Origin of the sequence: Allofournierella massiliensis (genome assembly GCF_004345265.1) — a bacterium.
In the GTDB taxonomy this organism is placed as follows: domain Bacteria; phylum Bacillota; class Clostridia; order Oscillospirales; family Ruminococcaceae; genus Allofournierella; species Allofournierella massiliensis.
Map to the genome: position 1 here is coordinate 23,733 of NZ_SLUM01000003.1, position 22,233 is coordinate 45,965.

20 protein-coding genes are annotated in these 22,233 nt (G+C 61.8%); 14 read left to right on the top strand and 6 right to left on the bottom strand.

Annotation, left to right across the window (positions count from 1 at the left end; translation table 11 throughout):
- The first annotated feature begins 26 nt into the window (after window positions 1-26).
- The gene (locus EDD77_RS02170) at window positions 27-1,985 is read left to right on the top strand and encodes an FUSC family protein (protein WP_058962852.1); all 1,959 of its coding nucleotides are present in this window, start codon (window positions 27-29) and stop codon (window positions 1,983-1,985) included.
- Between the two features lie 71 nt (window positions 1,986-2,056).
- On the opposite strand, the gene EDD77_RS02175 is transcribed toward EDD77_RS02170, so the two are convergent.
- Window positions 2,057-2,434, bottom strand: a complete 378-nt coding sequence (locus EDD77_RS02175) for an HsmA family protein (protein WP_058962851.1) — start codon at window positions 2,432-2,434, stop codon at window positions 2,057-2,059.
- A gap of 288 nt (window positions 2,435-2,722) precedes the next feature.
- Between EDD77_RS02175 and EDD77_RS02180 the strand changes: the two genes are divergently transcribed.
- From EDD77_RS02180 to metA, 3 genes are read left to right on the top strand one after another with little or no spacing between them, the layout of a single operon-like run.
- Window positions 2,723-4,003, top strand: coding sequence for an O-acetylhomoserine aminocarboxypropyltransferase/cysteine synthase family protein (locus tag EDD77_RS02180; protein WP_058962850.1), 1,281 nt, complete (start codon window positions 2,723-2,725; stop codon window positions 4,001-4,003).
- Between the two features lie 2 nt (window positions 4,004-4,005).
- Window positions 4,006-5,754, top strand: a complete 1,749-nt coding sequence (locus tag EDD77_RS02185; protein ID WP_058962849.1) for a hypothetical protein — start codon at window positions 4,006-4,008, stop codon at window positions 5,752-5,754.
- Window positions 5,745-6,677 carry a homoserine O-acetyltransferase MetA gene (gene metA / locus EDD77_RS02190; protein ID WP_058962848.1) on the top strand — a complete coding sequence of 311 codons (933 nt, stop codon included), beginning with the start codon at window positions 5,745-5,747 and terminating at the stop codon, window positions 6,675-6,677. The genes EDD77_RS02185 and metA overlap by 10 nt, the downstream gene beginning before the upstream one ends.
- 85 nt (window positions 6,678-6,762) lie before the next feature.
- Here the strand turns inward: metA and EDD77_RS02195 are convergent, their stop codons facing one another.
- A complete protein-coding gene (locus EDD77_RS02195) occupies window positions 6,763-7,929 on the bottom strand; it encodes a trigger factor (RefSeq protein ID WP_058962847.1) in 1,167 nt (388 codons plus the stop codon).
- 699 nt (window positions 7,930-8,628) lie between these two features.
- Between EDD77_RS02195 and EDD77_RS02200 the strand changes: the two genes are divergently transcribed.
- From EDD77_RS02200 to EDD77_RS02210, 3 genes are all read left to right on the top strand, one after another.
- The gene (locus EDD77_RS02200) at window positions 8,629-9,657 is read left to right on the top strand and encodes an ABC transporter substrate-binding protein (protein WP_242868289.1); all 1,029 of its coding nucleotides are present in this window, start codon (window positions 8,629-8,631) and stop codon (window positions 9,655-9,657) included.
- A gap of 69 nt (window positions 9,658-9,726) precedes the next feature.
- On the top strand, window positions 9,727-10,632 hold the full coding sequence (locus EDD77_RS02205; RefSeq protein ID WP_058962846.1) for an ABC transporter permease: 906 nt from the start codon (window positions 9,727-9,729) through the stop codon (window positions 10,630-10,632).
- Between the two features lies 1 nt (window position 10,633).
- Window positions 10,634-11,437: an ABC transporter ATP-binding protein gene (locus tag EDD77_RS02210; RefSeq protein ID WP_058962845.1), complete on the top strand. Its 804-nt coding sequence runs from the start codon at window positions 10,634-10,636 to the stop codon at window positions 11,435-11,437.
- Between the two features lie 70 nt (window positions 11,438-11,507).
- On the opposite strand, the gene EDD77_RS02215 is transcribed toward EDD77_RS02210, so the two are convergent.
- From EDD77_RS02215 to aroF, 4 genes are all read right to left on the bottom strand, one after another.
- A complete protein-coding gene (locus EDD77_RS02215) occupies window positions 11,508-12,659 on the bottom strand; it encodes an FAD:protein FMN transferase (RefSeq protein WP_058962844.1) in 1,152 nt (383 codons plus the stop codon).
- A gap of 143 nt (window positions 12,660-12,802) precedes the next feature.
- A complete protein-coding gene (locus EDD77_RS02220) occupies window positions 12,803-13,894 on the bottom strand; it encodes a hypothetical protein (RefSeq protein ID WP_058962843.1) in 1,092 nt (363 codons plus the stop codon).
- Between the two features lie 201 nt (window positions 13,895-14,095).
- Window positions 14,096-14,494 (bottom strand): DUF3783 domain-containing protein, encoded by a 399-nt coding sequence (locus tag EDD77_RS02225; protein ID WP_058962842.1) that lies wholly within the window; start codon window positions 14,492-14,494, stop codon window positions 14,096-14,098.
- A 119-nt stretch (window positions 14,495-14,613) separates the two neighbouring features.
- Window positions 14,614-15,627 carry a 3-deoxy-7-phosphoheptulonate synthase gene (aroF, locus tag EDD77_RS02230; protein WP_058962841.1) on the bottom strand — a complete coding sequence of 338 codons (1,014 nt, stop codon included), beginning with the start codon at window positions 15,625-15,627 and terminating at the stop codon, window positions 14,614-14,616.
- Between the two features lie 380 nt (window positions 15,628-16,007).
- On the opposite strand from aroF, the gene ybaK reads away from it, so the two are divergent.
- From ybaK to EDD77_RS02265, 7 genes are all read left to right on the top strand, one after another.
- On the top strand, window positions 16,008-16,493 hold the full coding sequence (gene ybaK, locus EDD77_RS02235) for a Cys-tRNA(Pro) deacylase (protein WP_058962840.1): 486 nt from the start codon (window positions 16,008-16,010) through the stop codon (window positions 16,491-16,493).
- Window positions 16,494-16,838: 345 nt separating this feature from the next.
- The gene (gene purE, locus EDD77_RS02240) at window positions 16,839-17,342 is read left to right on the top strand and encodes a 5-(carboxyamino)imidazole ribonucleotide mutase (RefSeq protein ID WP_058962839.1); all 504 of its coding nucleotides are present in this window, start codon (window positions 16,839-16,841) and stop codon (window positions 17,340-17,342) included.
- Window positions 17,343-17,407: 65 nt separating this feature from the next.
- On the top strand, window positions 17,408-18,115 hold the full coding sequence (gene purC, locus EDD77_RS02245) for a phosphoribosylaminoimidazolesuccinocarboxamide synthase (protein WP_058962838.1): 708 nt from the start codon (window positions 17,408-17,410) through the stop codon (window positions 18,113-18,115).
- A gap of 18 nt (window positions 18,116-18,133) precedes the next feature.
- Window positions 18,134-19,573 carry an amidophosphoribosyltransferase gene (purF, locus tag EDD77_RS02250; protein ID WP_058962837.1) on the top strand — a complete coding sequence of 480 codons (1,440 nt, stop codon included), beginning with the start codon at window positions 18,134-18,136 and terminating at the stop codon, window positions 19,571-19,573.
- 249 nt (window positions 19,574-19,822) lie between these two features.
- Entirely contained in the window at window positions 19,823-20,863 is a 1,041-nt protein-coding gene (gene purM / locus EDD77_RS02255) for a phosphoribosylformylglycinamidine cyclo-ligase (protein WP_058962836.1), read from the top strand.
- Entirely contained in the window at window positions 20,857-21,453 is a 597-nt protein-coding gene (gene purN / locus EDD77_RS02260) for a phosphoribosylglycinamide formyltransferase (RefSeq protein ID WP_058962835.1), read from the top strand. Before purM ends, purN begins: the two co-directional genes overlap by 7 nt.
- A gap of 40 nt (window positions 21,454-21,493) precedes the next feature.
- Window positions 21,494-22,231: an IMP cyclohydrolase gene (locus EDD77_RS02265; protein WP_058962834.1), complete on the top strand. Its 738-nt coding sequence runs from the start codon at window positions 21,494-21,496 to the stop codon at window positions 22,229-22,231.
- The last annotated feature ends 2 nt before the right edge of the window (window positions 22,232-22,233 follow it).

Below are 22,233 nucleotides of genomic sequence, written 5' to 3' on the forward strand. Positions count from 1 at the left end.
TCTGGAAGGAGTTCACCAGCAGGTGGATGCCGTCCATCCGGGCGAAATGGGCGGCGGCGCTGCCCACCATTCTGGTTTCGCTTACACTGCTGTTCAGCATCTGGGGCATCTTCGGGGTGCGCTATGTGGTGATGACTTCTTTTCTGACGCTGGTGTTCCGCACCCGTCACCGGCAGGATTTCCGCCCCCGGGAGATGGCACGCACCGCGGTGCAGATGGTGCTGGTGTGCCTGGCGGCCTTTGCGGCCGGGCGGGGCCTGTGGTGGGCGCTGGCGCTGAATCTGGTGGTACCCTTTGTGCTGGTGTATCTGCTCAGCTCCAAGTTCAGCCCCAAGGCCTATTTTGCCTACGGTATGGAGTTCGTTTTTCTGCAGCTGGTTCCGGTGGAGCCGGAGCAGCTGCCGGTGCAGCTGGGGGTGCTGGTCTACGGCCTTTCGGTGGTAACGGTTGCGCTGTGGCTCCACGCAAAAATCATCCATCGGCGCAGGCACTTCGGAACCGTGCGAAAAGGTATGGACAATTTGTGCCGCCAGCTGGAAAAGCTGGCCCGGGGCGAGAGCGTGAGCGCCGAGCACGACGCGCTGCCGCCCATGCTGATCCACATGAATCAGGTGATCTATGGCAGCCGGGGCTATACCTATCTGGCCAACGGCTACGGCAAGGTGAATTATCTGTTCATGCTGGTGTTCCAGCGATTCTATTATTTCACCGACCATTTCATCACGCCGGGCCAGGTGCCCGACGCGGCGGACGCGGACTGGCTTCTGCGGCTGGCCGAGCTGTTCCGCCGGGCGGAACGGGAGCTGAACGGGCCGGAAAATTCGGCGCTGCGGGCGCAGCTGGAGCAGCTGCACAATGAGCCGGGCCTGAAGGATGAGCGGCAGAAGGAGGCCATGGGCGAGATTCTGCGGGTGTTCGGTGTGGCGCTTCAGGCGCTGGAGCAGGTGCACCCGACCCGCCCGCAGAAGGACTGGGCGCTGCCCGGTGACCAGAACAAGGTGAAGGCTGTGCGCTATGCCTTCGGGCTGGATCAGTTCACCAACCGGTTTGCGGTGCGCCTGTCCGCCGTGCTGTGCCTGGGCTTCGGCTTTGTGTGGCTCACCGGGCTGGAGCATGCCTACTGGTACCCCATGACCGCCTTCCTGATGCTGATGCCCTACGCGGAGGAGAGCCGGATGAAGATCGGCAACCGTATTCGGGGCACGCTGGGCGGCGCGGTGGTGTCGGTGCTGCTGATGTCGCTGTTCCACACCATGCCGGAATACATCCTCATCATGGCGGTGATGACCTGCTTCATGTACTACGCGCCGGTTACCTCCTGGACCATGACGGTATACAGCACCTGCTACGGCATGACGCTGGCCCAGATGCGGCTGGGGCTGATGGAATCGGTGACGCTGCGGCTGGCCTGTGTGGCGCTGGCAGCCGTTACCGCGGCGCTGGCCAACCGGTTCCTGCTGCCCAACACCGCCGGGCGGGAGTTTTCCAAAAGCGTGGAGGAGCTGTTCGAGCTGGACCTGAGCATGCTGGCTCAGGTGCGGGAATACTGCCGCACCGGCGCCTACGACCCCAACCGGATGCGGGAACGGATGGTGCGCTCTCATCTGGTGGAAAACGAGATCCAGACCGGGCTGAAGGGGATGAACCGCTCCGAACAGGAATTTTACAGCCAGATGCTGCCCATGAACCGGCAGCTGGTCAGTGAGATCGAGCAGATCAACGCCTATCTGCGCAGCCGGCCCCATCTGCTGAACACCGGTTACAGCCGGATGGCCGCCGAGGTGCTGGACAACCTGGAGGACGCAATCCTGCGCATCAAGCTGAGCTACACAAAAAACGAGCTGGTGCCCTTCTTCGATACCGGCCGAAGCCCCCAGGCCTTTGGCCGCCTGGAGGACAGCCTTTACTTCAATACGCTGGCGGTGAACTGCCTGCAGACTCTGCGCCAGATGAACGATCTGATGGAGAGCAAGGCGAACCCGTGAATACAAAAACGAAAAGCAGCCGTGCGGCGTTTTCCGCACGGCTGCTTTTGCCGTTTAGGGGGTTCGTTCCATCAGCCCTGCATGCCCAGGAACATGCCCAGCACATAGGGGATCAGCCAGATCAGCCATACCACGATGCTGAACCGGTGGAAGCTCTGCTGCTTTTCGGCGTTGCCGCGGGCATACACCAGCGTGGCCCACACCGCATGGAACAGCATGAGCACGATGGCCAGCGCGCCGGTAATGCCGTGGGGGCTCAGCAGGCCGGAGCCGTGGGCCATGGTGGACATGATGGTGGTGCCGGTGGTGTCGAACACAAGGCCGCACCAGAACAGAATCACATGGCGCTTCTGCAGGCTGTGGGCCCGGCGCTCGGAAAATACGCCCACGGTGTAAAAGCACAGCGCAAGGGTGATGGTAACAATGGCAGCAATCAGCTGAGTGGTCATGGTTGGTTCTCCTCTCTGAATGAAAGGGGCCAAAGGGCCCGAGATTGATAATGAACGATGTTCATTATAGCCGGATCCCGACGTGCTGTCAATGCAAAAACCGAAAAAAGGCACAAGATACGAACGATTGTGAACATTGTTCAGGAAAATTGGCCGGTTCCTGCAAAAGGTTTTTGCTCCGGCAGGGGGCCGGGCTCTTGCAAGATGTGCTTTAATCCAGTAAAATACTGGATATACGGTCTGTTTTTCGGCGCCGCAACTCCAATGAAAGAAGAGAGGAAAACGATCATGGATCTTCGTTTCAATACCAAATGCGTCCAGGGCGGCTACACCCCCGGCAACGGCGAACCCCGCCAGATTCCCATCATCCAGAGCACCACGTTTAAATACGATACCAGCGAGGACATGGGCAAGCTGTTCGACCTGGAGGCATCCGGCTATTTCTACAGCCGCCTGCAGAACCCCACCTGCGACCATGTGGCGGCCAAGATCTGCGAGCTGGAGGGCGGCACTGCCGCCATGCTCACCGGCAGCGGCCAGGCGGCCAATTTCTACGCCGTGTTCAACATTGCCGGCTGCGGCGACCATGTGGTGAGCAGCGCCAGCATCTATGGCGGCACCTACAACCTGTTTGCGGTGACCATGAAGCGCATGGGCATCGAGGTTACCTTTGTGGACCCGGACTGCACCGAGGAGGAGCTGAACGCCGCCTTCCGGCCCAACACCAAGGCCGTGTTCGGCGAGACCATCGCCAACCCCGCGCTGACCGTGCTGGACATTGAGAAGTTCGCCAAGGCGGCCCACGCCCACGGCGTGCCCCTGATCGTGGACAACACCTTTGCCACCCCGGTGAACTGCCGGCCCTTTGAGTGGGGCGCGGACATCGTGACCCATTCCACCACCAAATACATGGACGGCCACGGCGCTGCCGTGGGCGGCTGCATTGTGGACAGCGGCAAGTTCGACTGGACCGCCTACCCGGAGAAGTTCGCCTGCCTGTGCACCCCGGACGAGAGCTACCACGGCGTGACCTACACCGAGCGGTTTGGTCTGGCCGGCGCCTACATCACCAAGGCCACCGCCCAGCTGATGCGCGATCTGGGCAGCGTACAGAGCCCCCAGAGCGCCTTTATCCTGAACCTGGGCCTGGAGAGCCTGCATGTGCGCATGAAGCGCCACTGCGAGAACGCGCTGGCCGTGGCCACCTATCTGGAGCAGCATCCCAAGATCAGCTGGGTGAACTACTGCAGCTTGCCCGGCAACAAGTATTACGACCTGGCCCAGAAGTATCTGCCGAATGGCAGCTGCGGCGTGGTGAGCTTTGGCATCAAGGGCGGCCGCGCCGCTGCCGAGGTGTTCATGAAGCACCTGAAGGTGGGCGCCATTGAGACCCATGTGGCCGATGCCCGCACCTGCATCCTGCATCCCGCCAGCAGCACCCACCGCCAGATGAACGACGCCGAGCTGGCCGCCGCCGGTGTGGGCGCGGATCTGGTGCGTATGTCCTGCGGTCTGGAGGATGCGCAGGATCTGATCGAGGATATCGCTCAGGCTCTGGAGCAGGTATAAGAATGAACAAGACGCTGCACAAACTGGCAGCGCACTGCGCCCCGCCGGCGCCCGGAGTTCTCCGGGCACTGGTGCCGGGCGTTTTGTGCGGTTGGGGCTGTGCCGGCCTGCTGGCGCTGGGCCATCCCTGGCTGGCCGGGGCGCTGGCTCTGGCAGCTGCGGCGGTGGCCGGGCAATGGTGGAAGCCCTCCTTCTGGGCCGAAAGCTGGAAGGGCCGGGGCTGGCTTCTGCCCACGCTGGCGCTGGGGGCCGTTCTGGCGGCGGTGATGCTGCTGGAGCCCATTGCGGACGCTTACTATGCCGCTTGGTACTGGCCGGTTTACAAGGGCCTTGCCCTCGGCCTTGTGCTGGGGATGCTGATTGGCCCGCCGCTGGTCTGCGCGCTGCGCCGGATGGCCCGGAAGGCCCGTTCGGCCCGTGAAACCACCCGCCCGGCTTTCCCGGGGCTGTGGTTCTTTCTGGCGGTGCTGGTTCCGCTGGCTCTTTACTGGGCGAGGGTATTCCCCTACGAGAGCAGCTTTGATCTGGAATACCAGCTGGAGATGCTGCGGGGCGAGCTGCCCCTGAACGACGTGCACACCCTGGCCCACACGTTGCTGCTGGGCCTTGCGGGCGGGCAGCCGGGGCTGCTGGTAGCGGTGCAGCTGCTGGCGCTGGCCGGGCTGCTCACCGCCTTTGCCGCCTGGTTTTACCGGCGGGGCATGGGGCTGTTCGGCATTGCCGCCTGCCTGTGCGGCGGCTGCCTTGGCCCGGTGGTGGGCCAGGCGGCGGCAAGCCCCATCAAGGATCTGCCCGCCGCCCTCTGTGCCGGTGTGGTGCTCTATTACATCATGCGGCTTCTGGCGGGGGATCTGCGCTTTTCCTGGCCCCATCGGATCGGCTTTGGCGCTGCGCTGGCCTTCACCGGCCTGTTCCGCCACAACGGCTTTGTGCTGGTGCTGGCGGCGGGGCTGTGGCTGCTGGCGCGGGGAATTTACCGCCGGCAGAAAGGTCTGCTGGCCACCGTGGCGGTGTGCGCCGCCTGTATCTTCGCGGTGGACGGCGTGGCCGCGCCCCTTCTGGGGGTGCAGCACCCGGCCAACGGCTTTGCGGTGCAGGTGTATGCCACCGGTATTGTGGCAGTGGATCAGCGGGGCGGCGAGATGAGCGAGGAACAGCGCCGCCGCATGGAAGAGCTTCTGCCCATGGACTATGTGGCCCACTGCCTGGAAAACCCGGACACGGCCCACTTCACCCGTGCCCAGCGCCTTTGCTGGACCCGGGACCTGGGCAGCTATACGCCCAGCGAGCGGGAAGCCCGGTTCGCGCCCCTTCTGGAGGACAGCCAGGGTGTGAACGATGTGTTCAACAACCTGTTCATTCTGGCTGCGGGGCAGAACCCGAAGGAGATTTTGCAGCTGTATCTGGAGCTGTTTTTGCAGAACCCCTGGCTGTGCACCACCGAGATCCTGCGCAACAACACCAATGTGTGGCGGCTGGATCGGGGCCTTGGGCCCTTCAGCCATGTGTTCTGTCTGGCGGCGCTGGCCGTGGCCTTTTTCTGCGGCAGCGGGCGGGGTATGCTGCGCCGCTGGCCCGCGCTGCTGCCGGTGGTGTGCAACATTGCCTCGGTGGTGGTGGCAGCGTCCACCAACGAGATCCGCTATCTGCTGCCCACCTTTCTGCTGGCCATGCCCTCTGCGCTGTTCTTCGCGCTGGAGGGCGGCGTGCCGGACGATCAAACCAAAGGAGTGAGCGAGCCATGCCGCTGATCATCCCGCAAAACCTGCCCGCCTATACGGCGCTGGGGCAGGAAAACGTATTTGTAATGCACTGCCAGCGGGCCGAAAGCCAGCAGATCCGCCCGCTGCGGATTCTGGCGCTGAACCTGATGCCCACCAAAATTGCCACCGAGACACAGCTGGCCCGGCTGCTGGCCAACAGCCCCATTCAGGTGGAGCTGACCCTGCTGCACACCGCCAGCCATGCGGCCACCCATGTGGCGGGCGAGCATCTTTCCGCCTTTTACAAGACCTTCGACGAGGTGAAGGACCAGCGGTTCGACGGCATGATCATCACCGGCGCTCCGGTGGAAAAGCTGCCCTTTGAAGAGGTGGACTACTGGCCGGAGCTGTGCCGCATCATGGAATTTTCCAAAACCAATGTGTATTCCACCCTGCATGTATGCTGGGGCGCGCAGGCGGCGCTGTATTACCACTTTGGGATCCAGAAGGAGCTGCTGCCCCAGAAGATGTTCGGCGTGTTTCCCCATCGGGTGCTGCGGCCCGCGAACCCGCTGGTGCGGGGCTTTGACGAGGTGTTTTACGCCCCACACTCCCGGCACACCGGCGTGCGGCGGGACCAGATCGAGGCCTGCGGTGCGCTGCGCATTCTGGCCGAGAGCGACGAGGCGGGCGTCTACCTGATGAGCACCGAGTCCGGCCGGCAGATTTTCGTGACCGGCCATCCGGAATACGAAAAGTTCACGCTGGATGCGGAGTATCGCCGGGATGTGGACAAGGGGCTGCCCATCCAGCCGCCCAAAAACTACTACCCGGACGACGACCCCGCCAAAGAGCCGCTTTACCGCTGGCGGGCCCACGCCTTCCTGCTTTACACCAACTGGCTGAACTACTATGTGTATCAGGATACCCCCTACGACCTGGCCCAGCTGGCCCGGGTGGAGGAGAACTGAGCCCTTCGCACAAACAACAGCAAAAAGCCGCCCGCCGGAAAATTTCCGGCGGGCGGCTTTGTTATTGCATGGAATCGAGCGGCAATCAGGCCACGGTGGCGTTCTCCATCACGAAGTTGTAGCCGTTGTCGATGCGCAGCTGGTGCATGGGGTAGGCGGTGCCGCCGTAGGTCTCCAGCGCCAGATCGTAGTTGTCGCCGAATACGTCCTTCAGGTCGTCCTCGGTGGGCTGCAGGCCCTCGGCGTCCGCGATGGCCTCGTAGATCATCTGCAGCTTGATCTGATCGGTGTACTGGGTCTTGAAGTCCTCACGGAAGGCATCCAGACTCTCGTAGCCGTACATCATCAGCAGGTATTCCACGGGCAGGCCGTTGGTGGCGGCGGTGTTGGTCAGGTTGGCTTCCTCATGCTCCAGCAGGGTGTTGGTGATCACCTCGGGAACTTCCTTCACCTGGGCGTTCTCCAGCAGGTAGTTCTGCAGGTACTGGGCCTTGTTGTACTCGGTCAGGGTGTTCTTGATCTCCTCGTTGGCCTGATCGGCAGTGGTCCAGCCGTACTGGCTCTGCAGGTTCTCGGTCACGAAGGCATCGTTGAACTCGGGATAGATGGGGTCGCCCTCGATGTAGTTGATGGTGGTCTTGAACACGGCTTCCTTGCCGGCCAGAACGATGGTGTTGCCGTCGGCGTCGGTGGAATCGTTGTAGTCATCGGGGAAGGTAACCACCACGTCGAAGGTCTCGCCGGGCGTATGGCCGATGATCTGGGTCAGGAAATCATCCACATAGGCGGTGGAACCGGCGGTCACGGTGGTGCCGGCGCCATTGGTGTTGCCGCCGGTGAACTCCACACCGTCCACGCTGCCCACGTAGTCGATGTTCACCTGGTCGCCGTCCTCAACGGCACGGTCGGTGATCTCGGTGGGGGTGGCGTACTGCTCCACAAAAGCCTGACGCTGGCTCTCCAGATCCTCCTCGGTGGGGTTGATCTCGTCAGCGGGGATGGTGATGTTCTTGTAGTCCGGCAGGGTCACATAATCGGTCAGATTGATGTCCACCCACTTGCCGTCCTCGGTCAGGTTCTTGGAGTACTCGATCTCCACCTGAGAAGCGGCGCTGGTGGAAGAAGAGTCAGACGCGGCGGAAGAGCTGGCGCTGGTGCTGCCGGAAGCAGCGGAACCGCCGCAGGCGGTGAGACCGGCCGCCATGGAAATGGCCAGGGCCAGAGCGGCCAAACGGATCATTGCATGTTTCAACGGAATTTCCTCCTGATTCTGAAGGGGAGAAACTGCTCCCCCTTTTGGTTTGTTTTTGCAACAGAGCATTTATTATTATACACCACCCGGGGCCTTGGGGCCAGTGGTTGAGCCAAATTTACACATCTGTTTTATTATACAAAATGTAATATTTCCGAAAAGAAACACACAAAATGCTTTTTTGCAGTAAACTGTTAAAATGCTCTTGACAAACCGGGCGGCCTGTGGTTTAATGAGCCTAAACCGATGAGGCGGAGATAAAACTGCACAGCGCACTTCCAGAGAGTCCGGGATGCTGGGAACCGGGCAGAAAGCGGGGCAGGGGGCCGAAAGGCCTGAAATGGGCCGCCGAGGGCAGGGCGAACGAACGCGTTTTCAGTAGCCTGAGCCGGGACCTCCCGTTACAGAGGTAGGGCGTGTTGGCGCCCGGTGAGGTGGCTTCCGTTTTTTGGAAGCAAGCAAGGTGGCACCGCAAGTTTTGAAGAGATTCAGGACCTGTCCTTGCTCATGGCATCGCCATGGGCAAAGAACAGGTCCTTTTGTTTTTGCCCCGGCGGCTACACGACCACGATGCACCAAAGGAGGGCACACGCATGAAACGCTATGCCGAAAACAACCGGTTTTCCACACGATGGCGGGCGGGATGTTGAAAAGAATACGCTCATCCACCTGTGACCAGAAAGAAAGGAACAACCGACCATGAAAAATATGAAATGTAAACTGACCGCCCTGTTTACCGCCGCCGCTCTGGCGCTGAGCTTCGCCGGCTGCGGCGCAGCCGCTTCCGCATCCGCATCCGTTGCCGTGGACAACGGCCAGCAGGCAGACTATACCGTGGGAATTTTACAGTACACCAGCCATTCCAGTCTGGACGAGATCGCCGCCGCCATCCAGTCCGAGCTGGAGCAGCAGGCGCAGGCCGCCGGCGTGACCGTTAACGTGGAGCTGAAAAACGGCCAGGGCGACGCGGCCACCATCAACGACATCTGCAAGATGTTCGTGTCGGATCAAGTTGACCTGATCATCCCCATCGCCACCCCGGCGGCCACTGCGGCGGCCGCGGCGGTGCAGGGCACCGACATTCCGCTGGTGTACAGCGCGGTCACCGATCCGGTGGCGGCCCAGCTGGCCAAGAGCATGGAGGAACCGGGCGAAAACATGACCGGTACCTCCGATTACATCGACACCGCGAAGATTCTGGATCTGGTGCTGGCCAACAACCCGGATACCAAGACCATCGGCCTCATTTATAATCTGGCCGAAACCAACAGCGTCACTACCATCGAGGGCCTGCGCCCGGCGCTGCGGGAAAAGGGCATCGAGGCGGTGGAGAGCACCGTCACCACCCCCGGTGAGGTGCAGATGGCCGCCCAGAATCTGGTGAGCAAGGGCGTGGACGCCATCTTCGTGCCCATCGACAACACGGTGGCCAGCGCCATGAGCGTGCTGGCGGACGAGGCCATCAAGGGCGGCGTGCCGGTATACACCGCGGCGGACAGCATGGTGCGGGACGGCGGCCTTGCCACCACCGGCGTCAACTACACAAAGCTCGGTCAGCTGACCGCCCAGATGGCGGTGCAGGTGCTGCAGGGCGAGGATCCGGCCACCATGCCGGTGCAGGTGATGGACGACGGCATCGTGACCGTGAACACCACCACCGCCAGGGAGCTGGGCATTGACCCCAATGTGTTTGATCTGTCCGGCGAGGGCTATGTGAGCGTGGAGTAAAAACCGGAGCATCCGTGCCCGCCGCCAAAAGCGGCGGGCCATCCGTGTGTTGAAAGGGAGAATCAAGTTATGAGCATCATGCTGCTGCAGGGGGCGGTGGAACAGGGCTTCATCTACGCTCTGGTCGCCCTCGCGCTGTATCTGTCCTACCGGACGCTGGACATTGCCGACCTGACCACCGACGGCACCTTCGTGCTGGGCTGCGCGGTGAGCGCCGCGCTGTGCAGTGTGGGCCAGCCGGTGCTGGGCCTTGTGGGCGGTTTTGCCGCGGGCCTTGCGGCGGGCTTTGTCACCGCATTTCTGCATACCCGGCTTAAAATTCAGGCGATTCTGGCGGGTATCATCACCATGACCGGCCTGTACACCGTGAACCTGTGGGTGATGGGCGGCCGGGCCGACCTGCCCCTGTTGAAGGTGGACACCATCTTCACCTACACCCAGGCTTTGCTGGGCGAAAGCTACGGCAAGCTGATCACCGTGGCCCTCATCACCTGTGTGGTGGGCGTGCTGCTGGCGCTGTTCCTGAAGACCCAGCTGGGCCTTTCCATCCGGGCCACCGGCGACAACCGGGATATGGTCTCCGCTTCTTCCATCGACCCCTCCTTCACCATCACCGTGGGTCTGTGTCTGGCCAACGGTCTCACCGCGCTGGCGGGCGGTGTGCTGGCCCAGTACCAGATGTCCAGCAACCTGAGCCTGGGCACCGGCGTGGTGGTCATCGGCCTTGCCAGCCTGATCATCGGTGAGGTGGTGGTGCGCCGGGGCGGTGTGGGCCGCTGCATCGCCGGGGCCATTGTGGGCTCGGTGATCTACCGGGTGCTGATGGTGTTTGCCCTGCGGGCCAGCGCCAACCCGGCCAATCTGAAGCTGATCAGCGCGGTGATCGTGGCGGTGGCCATCGGCTGGCCCGCACTGGCGGATCGGCTGCGGCTGGAAAAGCGCAAAGCCGCCGCAAAACAGAAAGGGGGCCGTTGAGATGCTGTATCTGGAAAATCTGAGCAAGACCTTCTCGCCCGGTACCGTGAACGAAAAGCACGTGCTGAACGGGCTGAGCCTGCATCTGGAGCCGGGGGACTTTGCCGCCATCGTGGGCTCCAACGGCGCGGGCAAGAGCACCCTGTTCGGCGCCATTGCGGGCAGCTTCTTCACCGACAGCGGCCGCATTGTGCTGGACGGCAGGGACATCACCTTTGAAAAGGAGCACCGGCGCAGCCGCCAGATCGGCCGCCTGTTCCAGGATCCGCTGCGGGGTACCGCACCCCGCATGACCATTGAGGAGAATCTGGCGCTGGCCTATCTGCGGGCCAGCGGCAAGGGCGCCAGCTTCGGCCGCATCGGCAAGGCCGAGCGGGCGCTGTTCCGGGAAAAGCTGGCCGGTCTGGGCCTTGGCCTTGAGGATCGGATGAGCCAGCCGGTGGGCCTTCTGAGCGGTGGCCAGCGGCAGGCGCTGACCCTGCTCATGGCCACGCTGGTCACCCCCAAGCTACTGCTGCTGGATGAGCACACCGCCGCGCTGGATCCGGCCACCGCCGACAAGGTGCTGGAGCTGACCCGGCGCATCGTGGCGGAAAACCGGATCACCTGCCTGATGATCACCCACAACATGCAAAGTGCGCTGGAGCTGGGCAACCGCACCCTGATGATGGACTCCGGCCGCATCGTGCTGGATCTGAAGGGCGAGCAGCGGGCCGGCCTTTCGGTGGAGGATCTGCTGCGGCTGTTCCGGGAAAACGCGGGCAGGCAGCTGGACGACGACCGGATTCTGCTTTCCGGCGAATAAGCAAAAGAAAAAGAATAAGCAAAAGAAAAATCCCTCTGAAAAAATTTCCAGAGGGATTTTTTTCATGAGATCAGGGCTCGTAGCCCTCCAGCGTGGCCTTGACGGAATCGCCGAAGCCGGAGGAGTAGACCACCGAGCCGTCCTTCAGCATCCACATGGCCTCCACACCGTCCAGGCTTTCCACCAGCGCCTGCCCGTCCTCCAGCGACAGGCAGAACAGGCCGGTGGACAAACAGTCGCCCAGGCCGGAATCCGGCACCAGCACCGCCACGGCGGAGAAGTGGTCCGCAGGCATCAGAGTGTCCGGGTCGATGATGTGGTTGTAGCGTTCGCCGTCCACCTCATAGAAGCGCTGGTAGTCGCCGCTGGTCACCAGCGCCATGTCCTCCATGTAAACGGACACCAGATAGGGCGCATCGTTCACCACCTGACCGGCCAGCTCTGCCGAGGCCCAGGGATCCTGAATGCCGGCAGTCCATCGGCTGCCGTCCGGCTTGTGGCCGATGGTGCGCACGTTGCCGCCCACGCTGAGAATGGCGCTGGCAAGGCCCCGCTCCTCGGCGGCCCGGGCCACCATTTCCACCGCGTAGCCCTTGCCCACGCTGCCCACGTCCAGCTGCAGCTGATCGTCGGCAAAGTAGACGGTACCGGCCTCTTCATCCAGCACCAGATCGTCGATGCTGCAATGCTCGCTGGCGGCGGTCAGCTGCTCCATGGGGGGCAGCTGGGCACTGTCCGGGTCATTCAGGCCCGCTTCCCGATAATCGTGCCAGATGCTCAACACCGCACCGAAGGCCACGTTCATCTGGCCGCTGGTGGTCTTGTACATCTCCCTGGATTCCACCAGAAGATCCATGATCCGCTGATCCACCGCCACAGGCCCCTGCGCGGCGCTGTGGTTCAGATCGTACAGATTGGTCACACCCTCGTAGTGGTTGTAGATATCATACAGCTGGTGGTATTCGGCCAGATCCTGATGCAGGGCGTCCATCTGCCGGTCCCATTCCTCCTCGCTGGATGCGTAGCCGATTACGGTGGTCACGGTGTCGAACACATCGTACCAGCTGGCGGTGTATTTTTCCCAGCCGGCCATGGCCGGGTCGGCGCTGGCCGAAGCGGCCGAAGAGGCGGAAGCGGACGGGGAAGCGGTGCTGCCGCAGCCGGCCAGCGAAGCGGCCAGCAGCACAGCGGCGCATCCCGCGCAGAGAAGGCGTTTTACCATAGCAACAAAAAATCCTCCGTGTGAAGATTCGGGCCCCGCACCGAAGGGCGTGCCCGGATAGAAAAAACAGAAAACGGCCAGACCGCCGGGGCCTGGCCGTTTTTTTATTTTAACAGATCACGCCGTGATGCGCAAGCTGCTGATCAGGCCAGAGCCTTGGCAACAGCGTTGTTGAACTCGCGAACGTCCATGGTGCAGGAAGCAGCGATGTCGGCGTCGGTGGGACCATTGTGGCCCTCAGCGTTGGTCTCAACAGCGGCAACCTCGTCAGCGGTCTTGCCAACCAGCCAAGCAGCGTAGGCGTTGGCCTGCTCGTACCACTCCTTGCCGATCTCGGAAGCGTTGGTCATGCCGTAAGCTTCCTTCTGGGTCTGCTTGGGAACGATGGTCTCGTCCTTAGCGGTTACAACACCCTCTTCGGTGGTGTTGAACTTGGCCTGGGTGCAATCCCAGATGCTGCTGGTGATCTTGCCGTCAGCGTCGGTGGTCACGGCAGCGTAGGTGGTATCGGTCTGAACCAGACCCTCGCCCTCGTTGTCGGCGGGCAGAACAGCGGAAGAGCTGAACTCGGTGGACAGACCCAGAGCTAGGGTGTCGTCAGCGGAAGCGCCCAGAACCTGAGCGTTCTCGGTAGCCTGAGCAATGGCCTCGATGAAGTCGGTCACGTTCATGGTGCAGGAAGCAGCGATGTCAGCGTCGGTGGGGCCGTTGTGGTCGCCGCCAACCTCGATGGCGCGAACTTCCTCAGCGGTCATGCCAACCACGTACTCAGCGAAGGCGTTGGCCTGCTCGTACCACTCTTTGCCGATGCCGGAAGCACCCTTCATGTTGTAGTCTTCCTTCAGCTCCTGCTTGGACTTGAAGGTAGCGGTGGTGTCGAAGGAACCGTCAGCCTTAACGGCAACCTTGTTCTGGGCAACATCCAGCTTGCAGCTGATGATCTTGCCGTCCTCGCCAACCAGAACGGCGGCGGCGGTGCTGTCAACCTGAGCCTTGCCGTCAGCATCGGCGTCAGCGTCGGACACGCTGGTGCTGGAAACGATGGCCATACCGGTCTTCACGCCAGCCTCGGTGGCAGCGGCCTCAGAGGAAGCAGCCTCGGAGGAAGCGGCCTCGGAAGTGGAGGCAGCAGAAGAAGCGGTGGAAGTGGAAGTAGCGGTGCTGGAAGCGCCGCCGCAGGCTACCAGGCCGAAAGCCAGGCAGGCAGCCATGACCAAAGCAATAGCTTTTTTCATGATGTTGTTACTCCTCTCGATAATAAAATCGCACAAACATGACCCGCCTGTATTGCAGCGGGAAACAGCTTTATTATAATTTCCTGATAGATGTTTGTCAATGTAAAAGAGCACTGTAAAAAATGACAGTTTGGTTGCAAAATGAATAAAGGTCGGCGCTTTTTGCATAAAATATGGATTTATTGCGCTTTTTGTGCATGTTCATCGACCGGCACGGGCGGCAAAGGCATCCCGTTCCTGCACAAGCTCGCCCAGCAGAGCGGCCAGAGTCCAGCTCTGGTTGGTGGGGGTGACCATCGCCTTCAGCGGGATGGAAACCCCGCCTGCCCGCAGCCGGGTGAGAAAGCCGTCCAGCCGGGCGCGGTCCAGCCCGTTCATGATGAGGGCGGCGGGCCAGTCTCCGGCAAGGGCGGGGGCGCTGGCGGGGCCGGGGCCCCCGCACAGGCTGCTGATGGTTCGGCCGGTATCGGCGGGGCTTACCGGGATCAGGACCAGCCCCTCGGCCCGGCAGGCGTCGGCCAGGGCGGCAAAGCCGGGTTCGGTTTCGGAATAGTTCCACACCAGCGCACAGGGGGCCAGCGGTCGGATGCGTGCTTTCATGAAAGGCTCCTTTCGCCCGGTCAGGGCACTGCCTGCCGGGGTACATGATCAGTATGGCCCGTCCGGGGCCCTTTTATACCTATTATAGAGGACGTGTAAAGAGGGGGTGCTTTTTCCGGTCAGTTCATCTGCTTGCCGAAGAAGGCAACCTCCCGGCTGATGTCCTGCATCAGGGCATCGAACTGGGGGCAGGTCAGGCTCTGGGCGCCGTCGCACCTGGCCCGGGCCGGGTCGTTGTGCACCTCGATCATCAACCCGTCCGCACCGGCGGCCACCGCGGCTTTGGCCAGCGGCTCCACCATCCACTTGATGCCCGCCGCGTGGCTGGGGTCGATGACCACCGGCAGGTGGCTCATGTGTTTGAGCATGGGCACGGCGGAGATGTCCAGCGTGTTGCGCATGCTGTTTTCAAAGGTGCGGATGCCCCGTTCGCACAGGATCACCTGCTCGCAGCCCTCGGCCATGATGTACTCGGCGCTCATCACGAATTCCTCCAGCGTGGCGGAAAGGCCCCGCTTGAGCAGCACCGGCTTACCCATGCGGCCCACCGCCTTGAGCAGCTCGAAGTTCTGCATGTTCCGCGCGCCCACCTGAACAAGATCCACATCCTCGAACAGGGGGATATGCTCGGTGTTCATGATCTCGGTCACGATGGGCATACCGGTTTTGGCCCGGGCGTGGCGCAGCAGCTCCAGACCTTCGGCCCGCATGCCCTGGAAGGAGTAGGGGGAGGTGCGGGGCTTGAACGCGCCGCCGCGCAGCAGGCTCGCGCCGCTTTTCTGAACCTCGCCGGCCACCAGTGTGATCTGCTCCTCGCTCTCCACGCTGCAGGGGCCCGCGATCACCGCGAAGTGCCCGCCGCCGATTTTGGTGTTGCCCACCTGAACCACGGTATCCTGCGGGTGGAACTTGCGGTTGGCCTTCTTGTAGGGCTCGGAAATGCGGCGCACCTGATCCACCGCCGGATTGGCCAGCACCCAGCTTTCCGCCACGGCCTTGGTGTCGCCCACAAGGCCCAGAATGTGCTCCTGTTCGCCCAGGCTTTCGTGAATGGAAAGGCCCATGGCCTCCAGCTCGGCGCGCAGCGCACGCACCGCCTCTTCGTTTGCGTTCTGCTTCAGAATGATGATCATAATTTCCACAACTCCTCTGTGTTTTTTGTTCAAGGCAGGCCGGTAAACAAAAAGCCGGGGGCCTGCTTGCTGCAAGCCCCCGGCCGGGTCATCTCGGCAAAACCGATGCGCGGTGCGTCACACCGCCCGGGAATGTTCACAGCAAACAAAGACCTTGCCATAAAAAGCAAAGCCGTAATAATAGTTTGCGGTAAACAGTCGAGCCATGAGAAAATATCCTCGCATTCGGTTTGGTTGTCTGGTTAGGGCTAGCATACCACCGGGAAAAGCGGTTGTCAAGAAAAAATTTATCCGGCTAAAGCAGCGCGGGCCGCTTGCGGCGAAAAAGCGAACGCATTATAATAGGGGCAGAAACTTTGCGGGCAAAGGAGGCCGGAGCCATGGCACAAAAGCAGACAAAGACCAACGCCATGCGCATGCTGGAAAAGGAAAAGGTGGCCTACACCTTCCATGAATACGACCACGAGGACGGCGCCATCGACGGCGTTTCGGTGGCCGGCAAGCTGGGGCAGGACCCGGCCCGGGTGTTCAAAACGCTGGTGACCCAGGGCGCCAGCAAAAACTTTTATGTGTTCGTGATCCCGGTGGCGGCGGAGCTGGATCTGAAAAAAGCCGCAAAAGCAGTGGGGGAAAAGAACGTGGCCATGCTGCATGTGGCGGATCTTTTGAAAACCACCGGCTACATCCGGGGCGGCTGCAGCCCGGTGGGCATGAAAAAACAGTTTGTCACCGTAATCGATGCCAGTGCGCAGGACAAGCCCACCGTGATGGTGAGCGCCGGGCGCATCGGCGCACAGGTGGAGCTGGCCCCCGCCGATCTGGCCCGGGTGGCGAAAGCTCGCTTTGAAAGTATTACATTTGCGTGAAAATACAACAGTATAAGTAATACTACAACCGTTGACAATTGGTAAATACGCCAAAAAACAAGGGGGAATATTCAACAACCCGGCGAAACTTCTGAAAATGAAACGGCGGGGGTCAAAGCGGTTGCATTTTGCCGGCCGGGCCTGCTAAACTAGGATTGTAAAATTCTTGTTAGGGGGTGCACCCATGAAGCGCGGATTCATTGAGATGAAGGGTTACGAAGCCGGTTTTGCAGCGCTGTTTGGGGAGAAAAGCACCCATAACGCAATCCTTGCCGAATAAAAGGCCGTAGTGCATGCGCACTGCGGTCTTTTTCGTTGGCGTTTCAACTGGGAGGGTTTCAAAACATGGAACAGAAAAAAGTAGCGATCCTGATGGGAAGCGACAGCGATTGGCCGGTGGTCAAGGCCGCCGCAGCCGAGCTCAAGCGCCTGGGCATCCCCTGCGAGGCGCACATCCTCAGCGCCCACCGCACCCCGGCGCCTGCCGCTGAGTTTGCCAAAAACGCCCGTGCCGCGGGCTTCGGCGCAATCATCTGCGCCGCCGGTATGGCCGCCCATCTGGCGGGCGCCATCGCCGCCAACACCACCCTGCCGGTGATCGGCATTCCCATGAAGGGCGGCGCGATGGACGGTCTGGACGCCCTGCTGGCCACGGTGCAGATGCCCAGCGGCATCCCGGTGGCCACCGTTGCCCTGAACGGCGCCAAGAACGCCGCCATTCTGGCCGCCCAGATGCTGGCCATCACCGATGAGGCTCTGGCTGCAAAGCTGGACGCTGACCGGGCCGCCATGGCCCAGCAGATTGCCGCCAAGGAAGAAAAGCTGCAGGCCGAGCTGGCCGCGCTGTAAGGCGGAGCATTCAAAAAGGTTTATAAAATTTTATTTCACCCAACATCAAAAAGGAGCAGAGAATCATGAACAAGCTGGAGCAGTTGTACGAAGGTAAAGCCAAGAAAGTATTCGCCACCGAGGATCCCAATCTGGTGATCGTGGATTACAAGGATGACGCCACCGCAGGCGACGGCGCCAAGAAGGGCACCATCCGCGGCAAGGGCGTTGTGAACAACAAGCTGTCCAACAACCTGATGAAGATGCTGGCCGAGCAGGGCGTGCCCACTCACTTTGTGGAGGAGCTGAGCGACCGTGAGACCCTGGTGAAGAAGGTTCAGATCGTTCCTCTGGAGGTCATCGTGCGCAACGTGGCCGCGGGCAGCTTCTCCAAGCGCTACGGCGTTGCCGAGGGCACTGTATTCAAGGCCCCCACTCTGGAGTTCAGCTACAAGAACGATGATCTGCACGATCCCCTGATCAACCACTACCATGCTCTGGCTCTGGAGCTGGCCACCCAGGAGGAGATCGACACCATTTCCGCCTACGCCTTCAAGGTGAACGAGATCCTGAGCAAGTACCTGCTGCAGTTCAACATCCGCCTGATCGACTTCAAGCTGGAGTTCGGCCGCCTGGCCGACGGCACCATCGTGCTGGCCGACGAGATCAGCCCCGACACCTGCCGCTTCTGGGATGCCACCACCGGCGCTCATCTGGACAAGGATCTGTTCCGCCGCGATCTGGGCGGTGAGGAAGAGGCTTACCAGGAAGTGATGAAGCGCCTGCTGGGCTAAGAGAAAGTGAGGCGGCCGATGTTCGATTATCTGGAAAGCAAGATCCACGATGAATGCGGCGTGTTCGCCGTGTACAGCCGCGACGAGGACATGGATGTGGTGGCCGACACCTACTATGGCCTGTACGCGTTGCAGCATCGTGGGCAGGAGAGCTGCGGCATCGCCGTGAATGAGGACGGTGTGATCCGCAGCCATAAGGATCTGGGTCTGGTGAACGAGGTGTTCACCCCCGATGTGATCCGCCGGCTGGGCAAGGGCCAGATGGCTCTGGGCCACTGCCGTTACGCGCCTTACAAGGATCGCACCCGGTCCAGCAGCCAGCCCATGCTGGTGCGCCACGTCAAGGGCACCATGGCTCTGGCCTTCAACGGCCAGCTCACCAACGCGGTGGAGCTGCGGGAGGAGCTGGAGCTGAAGGGCGGCATCTTCCACACCACCAGCGACATCGAGGTCATCGCCTATGCCATCACCCGTGCCCGGCTGAACGCCGGCAGCATTCAGGAGGCGGTGGAAAAGGCGGTGGACCGGCTGACCGGCGCCTATTCTCTGGTGGTCATGAGCCCCCGCAAGATTGTGGCGGCCCGTGACCCGCAGGGCATCCGGCCCCTGTGCCTGGGCAAGATCGGAAACAGCGATGTGATCGCCAGCGAAAGCTGTGCCATCCATGCGGCGGGCGGCGAGTTCGTGCGGGACATTGCCCCCGGCGAGATCGTGGTCATTGACGAGGAGGGCGTGCACAGCATCGCCCACGCCTGCGGCCAGAAAACCGGCCTGTGCGTGTTCGAGTATGTGTACTTCGCCCGGCCCGATTCCGTGATTGACGGCGCTTCCGTTCACCGGGCCCGCCGCCGTGCGGGCGCCTTCCTGGCGCTGGAGCATCCGGTGCAGGCGGACGTGGTCATCGGCGCGCCGGACTCCGGCCTGGACGCGGCCCTGGGCTACGCCCAGCAGAGCGGCATCCCCTACGGCATCGGCTTTTTGAAGAACAAATACATCGGGCGCACCTTCATCCAGCCCAGCCAGAAGCTGCGGGAGAACACCGTGCGCATCAAGCTGAACCCCATTGCCGACACTGTGGCCGGCAAGCGTGTGGTGCTGGTGGACGACTCCATCGTGCGCGGCACCACCTCCAAGCAGATCGTGCAGCTGCTGCGGGAAGCGGGCGCCACCGAGGTTCACTTCCGGGCCTCCAGCCCCAAGTTCCTGTACCCCTGCTACTTCGGCACCGATGTGGACAGCCAGAAAAACCTGATCGCCGCCAACTACACCACCGAGCAGATCGCCGAGCAGATCGGAGTGGACAGTCTGGGCTTTTTGAGCATCGAGAGCGTGAAGAAGATTGCCGAGGGCTGCAAGCTGGACTTCTGCGTGGGCTGCTTTACCGGCGAATATCCGGTGGAGCCTCCCAAACGGGAATTTGAGGACAAATACTCCCAGAAGCTGAACAGCAACGATTGAGGCAGTACCGCATAATTTCGGGGACGGAGCGCGTCGGGAAATTTTTTGTGAGATGAACCAAAAAGCGCAGCCAATCCTTGGTGGATTGGCGAGCATTTTTGGAAAATATCACGGAAAATTTCGGCGCGATACGCCGCCTGAGGTGTTGACCGTAAATTGTGCGGTGTTGCCTGAGAATGAATGAATCGCCGGGGCCATTTTTCCGTGGCCCCGGCCTTGCCCGTGAATGGGCGGTATAAGGAGGAACAAATGGAAAAGAGCTTTTCTGCCAGCTACGCCGCTGCCGGTGTGGACATCACCGCCGGCTACAAGGCCGTGGAACTGATGAAGCAGCATGTGGCCCGCACCGTGATCCCCGGCGTGATGGGTGGTCTGGGCGGCTTTGGCGGCCTGTTTGAGCTGGATTGCACCAACATGCCCCACCCGGTTCTGGTTTCCGGCACCGACGGCGTGGGCACCAAGCTGAAAATCGCCTTCCTGATGGACAAGCACGACACCGTGGGCATCGACTGCGTGGCCATGTGCGTGAACGACGTGGTCTGCGCCGGCGCCAAGCCCCTGATCTTCCTGGATTACATCGCCTGCGGCAAGAACGTGCCCGAGCGCATTGCCCAGATGGTGGCCGGCGTGGCCGAGGGCTGCGTGCAGGCCGGCTGCGCACTGGTGGGCGGCGAGACCGCCGAGATGCCCGGCTTCTACCCGGAGGACGAGTACGATCTGGCAGGCTTCACCGTGGGCGCCGTGGACAAGAGCAAGATCCTGTCCAACGAGGCCATGGTTCCCGGCGATGTAATCATCGCCCTGCCCTCCTCCGGCGTGCATTCCAACGGCTTCTCGCTGGTGCGCCGGGTCTTTGATCTGGAAAACCATCCCGAGGTGCTGAAGGAGTACCACGAGGAGCTGGGCTGCACCCTGGGCGAGGCCCTGCTGGCCCCCACCCGCATTTATGTCAAGCAGGTTCTGGCCGTGATGGATCAGGTGGCGGTGAAGGGCGTGTCCCACATCACCGGCGGCGGCTTCTACGAGAACATCCCCCGCAGCCTGAAGGCCGGCTGCAAGGCCGTCATCAAGAAAGAGGACGTGCGTACTCCCGCCCTGTTCGGCTTCATCCAGAAGGCGGGCAATATCCCCGAGCGCGACATGTTCAACACCTTCAACATGGGCGTTGGCATGATCCTGACCGTGGCCAAGGAAGATGCCGACAAGGCTCTGGCCATCCTGAAGGAGCAGGGCGAGGACGCCTACATTCTGGGCGTGATCGGCGAAGGCGAGGGCGTGGAGTTATGCTGAACATCGCGGTTCTGGTCTCCGGCGGCGGCACCAACCTGCAGGCCATTCTGGACGCACAGGCCCGGGGAGAAATCCCCCACGGCCGGGTGACGCTGGTGGTGGCATCCAAGCCCGGCGTCTACGCGCTGGAGCGGGCCGAAAAGGCCGGTGTGCCCGGCGTGGTGGTGCGCCGTAAGGACTACGAGAGCAGCGAGGCCTTCGACGCGGCCCTGCTGAACGTTCTGAAGGACAACCACATTGATCTGGTGGTGCTGGCGGGCTTTCTGTCCATTCTGGGGCCCAGTGTCATCGCCGCCTATCCGGAGCGCATCCTGAACGTGCACCCCAGCCTGATCCCCAGCTTCTGCGGCGAGGGCTTTTACGGCCTGCGGGTGCATGAAGCGGCTCTTGCCAAGGGCGTGAAGGTGACCGGCGCCACCGTGCATTTCGTGAACGAAATCTGCGACGGCGGCCGCATCCTGAAGCAGAAGGCCGTGGAGGTGCAGCCCGGCGATACCCCGGAGATTTTGCAGCGCCGGGTGATGGAGCAGGCGGAATGGATCATCCTGCCCGCCGCCATTGCGGAAGTCTGCGAAGAATACGATAAGTAAAATAAATTTGAATCCTACGATTTGGAATATGGAGGCCAAGATGGAACAGCTGGATCTGTACAAACTGGTGAACGAAAACGCCTACCCCGGCCGGGGCATCGTGCTGGGCCTTGCCCCCAGCGGCAAGAAGGCGCTGATTGCCTACTTTATCATGGGCCGCAGCGCCAACAGCCGCAACCGTGTGTTTGACCCGGTGCCCGAGATCGGAGGCATCCGCACCCTGGCGGCCGACCCCGCCAAGCTGGAGGACCCCAGCCTGATCATCTACAACCCGGTGCGCACCGTGGCGAATGCCCACATCGTGACCAACGGCGACCAGACCGACACCGTGTATGAGTTCATGGCCCGGGGCGAGCGCTTTGAGGACGCCCTGCGCACCCGCACCTTCGAGCCGGACGGCCCCAACTGGACCCCCCGCATCAGCGGTCTGGTGGAGCTGGAGGAGGCGGGGTGCAGCTACAGGCTGTCCATTCTGAAGAGCGCCGACGGCAACGGCGAAAGCTGCCGCCGCTACTTCTTCGAGTATCCTATCCCGGTGGCGGGCGAGGGCCACTTCATCCACACCTACAAGTGCGACGGCAACCCCATCCCCAGCTTTGAGGGTGAGCCGGAGAAGGTCGCCCTGCCCGAGGAGGCCGAGGAGCTGGCCACCCGTCTGTGGGAGAATCTGAACGGGGACAACAAGGTCAGCCTGTTTGTGCGTGCCATTGATCTGGCCACCGGCGAGACCGAAGACGTGATCATCAACAAATACGACGCTGTTTGCGACGAAGAATAAGG

Bases quoted from the DNA above. Each gene is read 5' to 3' on its own strand.
- EDD77_RS02170 (WP_058962852.1), top strand. From the start codon at position 27: ATGCCGTCCATCCGGGCGAAATGGGCGGCGGCGCTGCCCACCATTCTG.
- EDD77_RS02175 (WP_058962851.1), bottom strand. From the start codon at position 2,434: ATGACCACTCAGCTGATTGCTGCCATTGTTACCATCACCCTTGCGCTG.
- EDD77_RS02180 (WP_058962850.1), top strand. From the start codon at position 2,723: ATGGATCTTCGTTTCAATACCAAATGCGTCCAGGGCGGCTACACCCCC.
- EDD77_RS02185 (WP_058962849.1), top strand. From the start codon at position 4,006: ATGAACAAGACGCTGCACAAACTGGCAGCGCACTGCGCCCCGCCGGCG.
- metA (WP_058962848.1), top strand. From the start codon at position 5,745: ATGCCGCTGATCATCCCGCAAAACCTGCCCGCCTATACGGCGCTGGGG.
- EDD77_RS02200 (WP_242868289.1), top strand. From the start codon at position 8,629: ATGAAAAATATGAAATGTAAACTGACCGCCCTGTTTACCGCCGCCGCT.
- EDD77_RS02205 (WP_058962846.1), top strand. From the start codon at position 9,727: ATGAGCATCATGCTGCTGCAGGGGGCGGTGGAACAGGGCTTCATCTAC.
- EDD77_RS02210 (WP_058962845.1), top strand. From the start codon at position 10,634: ATGCTGTATCTGGAAAATCTGAGCAAGACCTTCTCGCCCGGTACCGTG.
- EDD77_RS02215 (WP_058962844.1), bottom strand. From the start codon at position 12,659: ATGGTAAAACGCCTTCTCTGCGCGGGATGCGCCGCTGTGCTGCTGGCC.
- EDD77_RS02220 (WP_058962843.1), bottom strand. From the start codon at position 13,894: ATGAAAAAAGCTATTGCTTTGGTCATGGCTGCCTGCCTGGCTTTCGGC.
- EDD77_RS02225 (WP_058962842.1), bottom strand. From the start codon at position 14,494: ATGAAAGCACGCATCCGACCGCTGGCCCCCTGTGCGCTGGTGTGGAAC.
- aroF (WP_058962841.1), bottom strand. From the start codon at position 15,627: ATGATCATCATTCTGAAGCAGAACGCAAACGAAGAGGCGGTGCGTGCG.
- ybaK (WP_058962840.1), top strand. From the start codon at position 16,008: ATGGCACAAAAGCAGACAAAGACCAACGCCATGCGCATGCTGGAAAAG.
- purE (WP_058962839.1), top strand. From the start codon at position 16,839: ATGGAACAGAAAAAAGTAGCGATCCTGATGGGAAGCGACAGCGATTGG.
- purC (WP_058962838.1), top strand. From the start codon at position 17,408: ATGAACAAGCTGGAGCAGTTGTACGAAGGTAAAGCCAAGAAAGTATTC.
- purF (WP_058962837.1), top strand. From the start codon at position 18,134: ATGTTCGATTATCTGGAAAGCAAGATCCACGATGAATGCGGCGTGTTC.
- purM (WP_058962836.1), top strand. From the start codon at position 19,823: ATGGAAAAGAGCTTTTCTGCCAGCTACGCCGCTGCCGGTGTGGACATC.
- purN (WP_058962835.1), top strand. From the start codon at position 20,857: ATGCTGAACATCGCGGTTCTGGTCTCCGGCGGCGGCACCAACCTGCAG.
- EDD77_RS02265 (WP_058962834.1), top strand. From the start codon at position 21,494: ATGGAACAGCTGGATCTGTACAAACTGGTGAACGAAAACGCCTACCCC.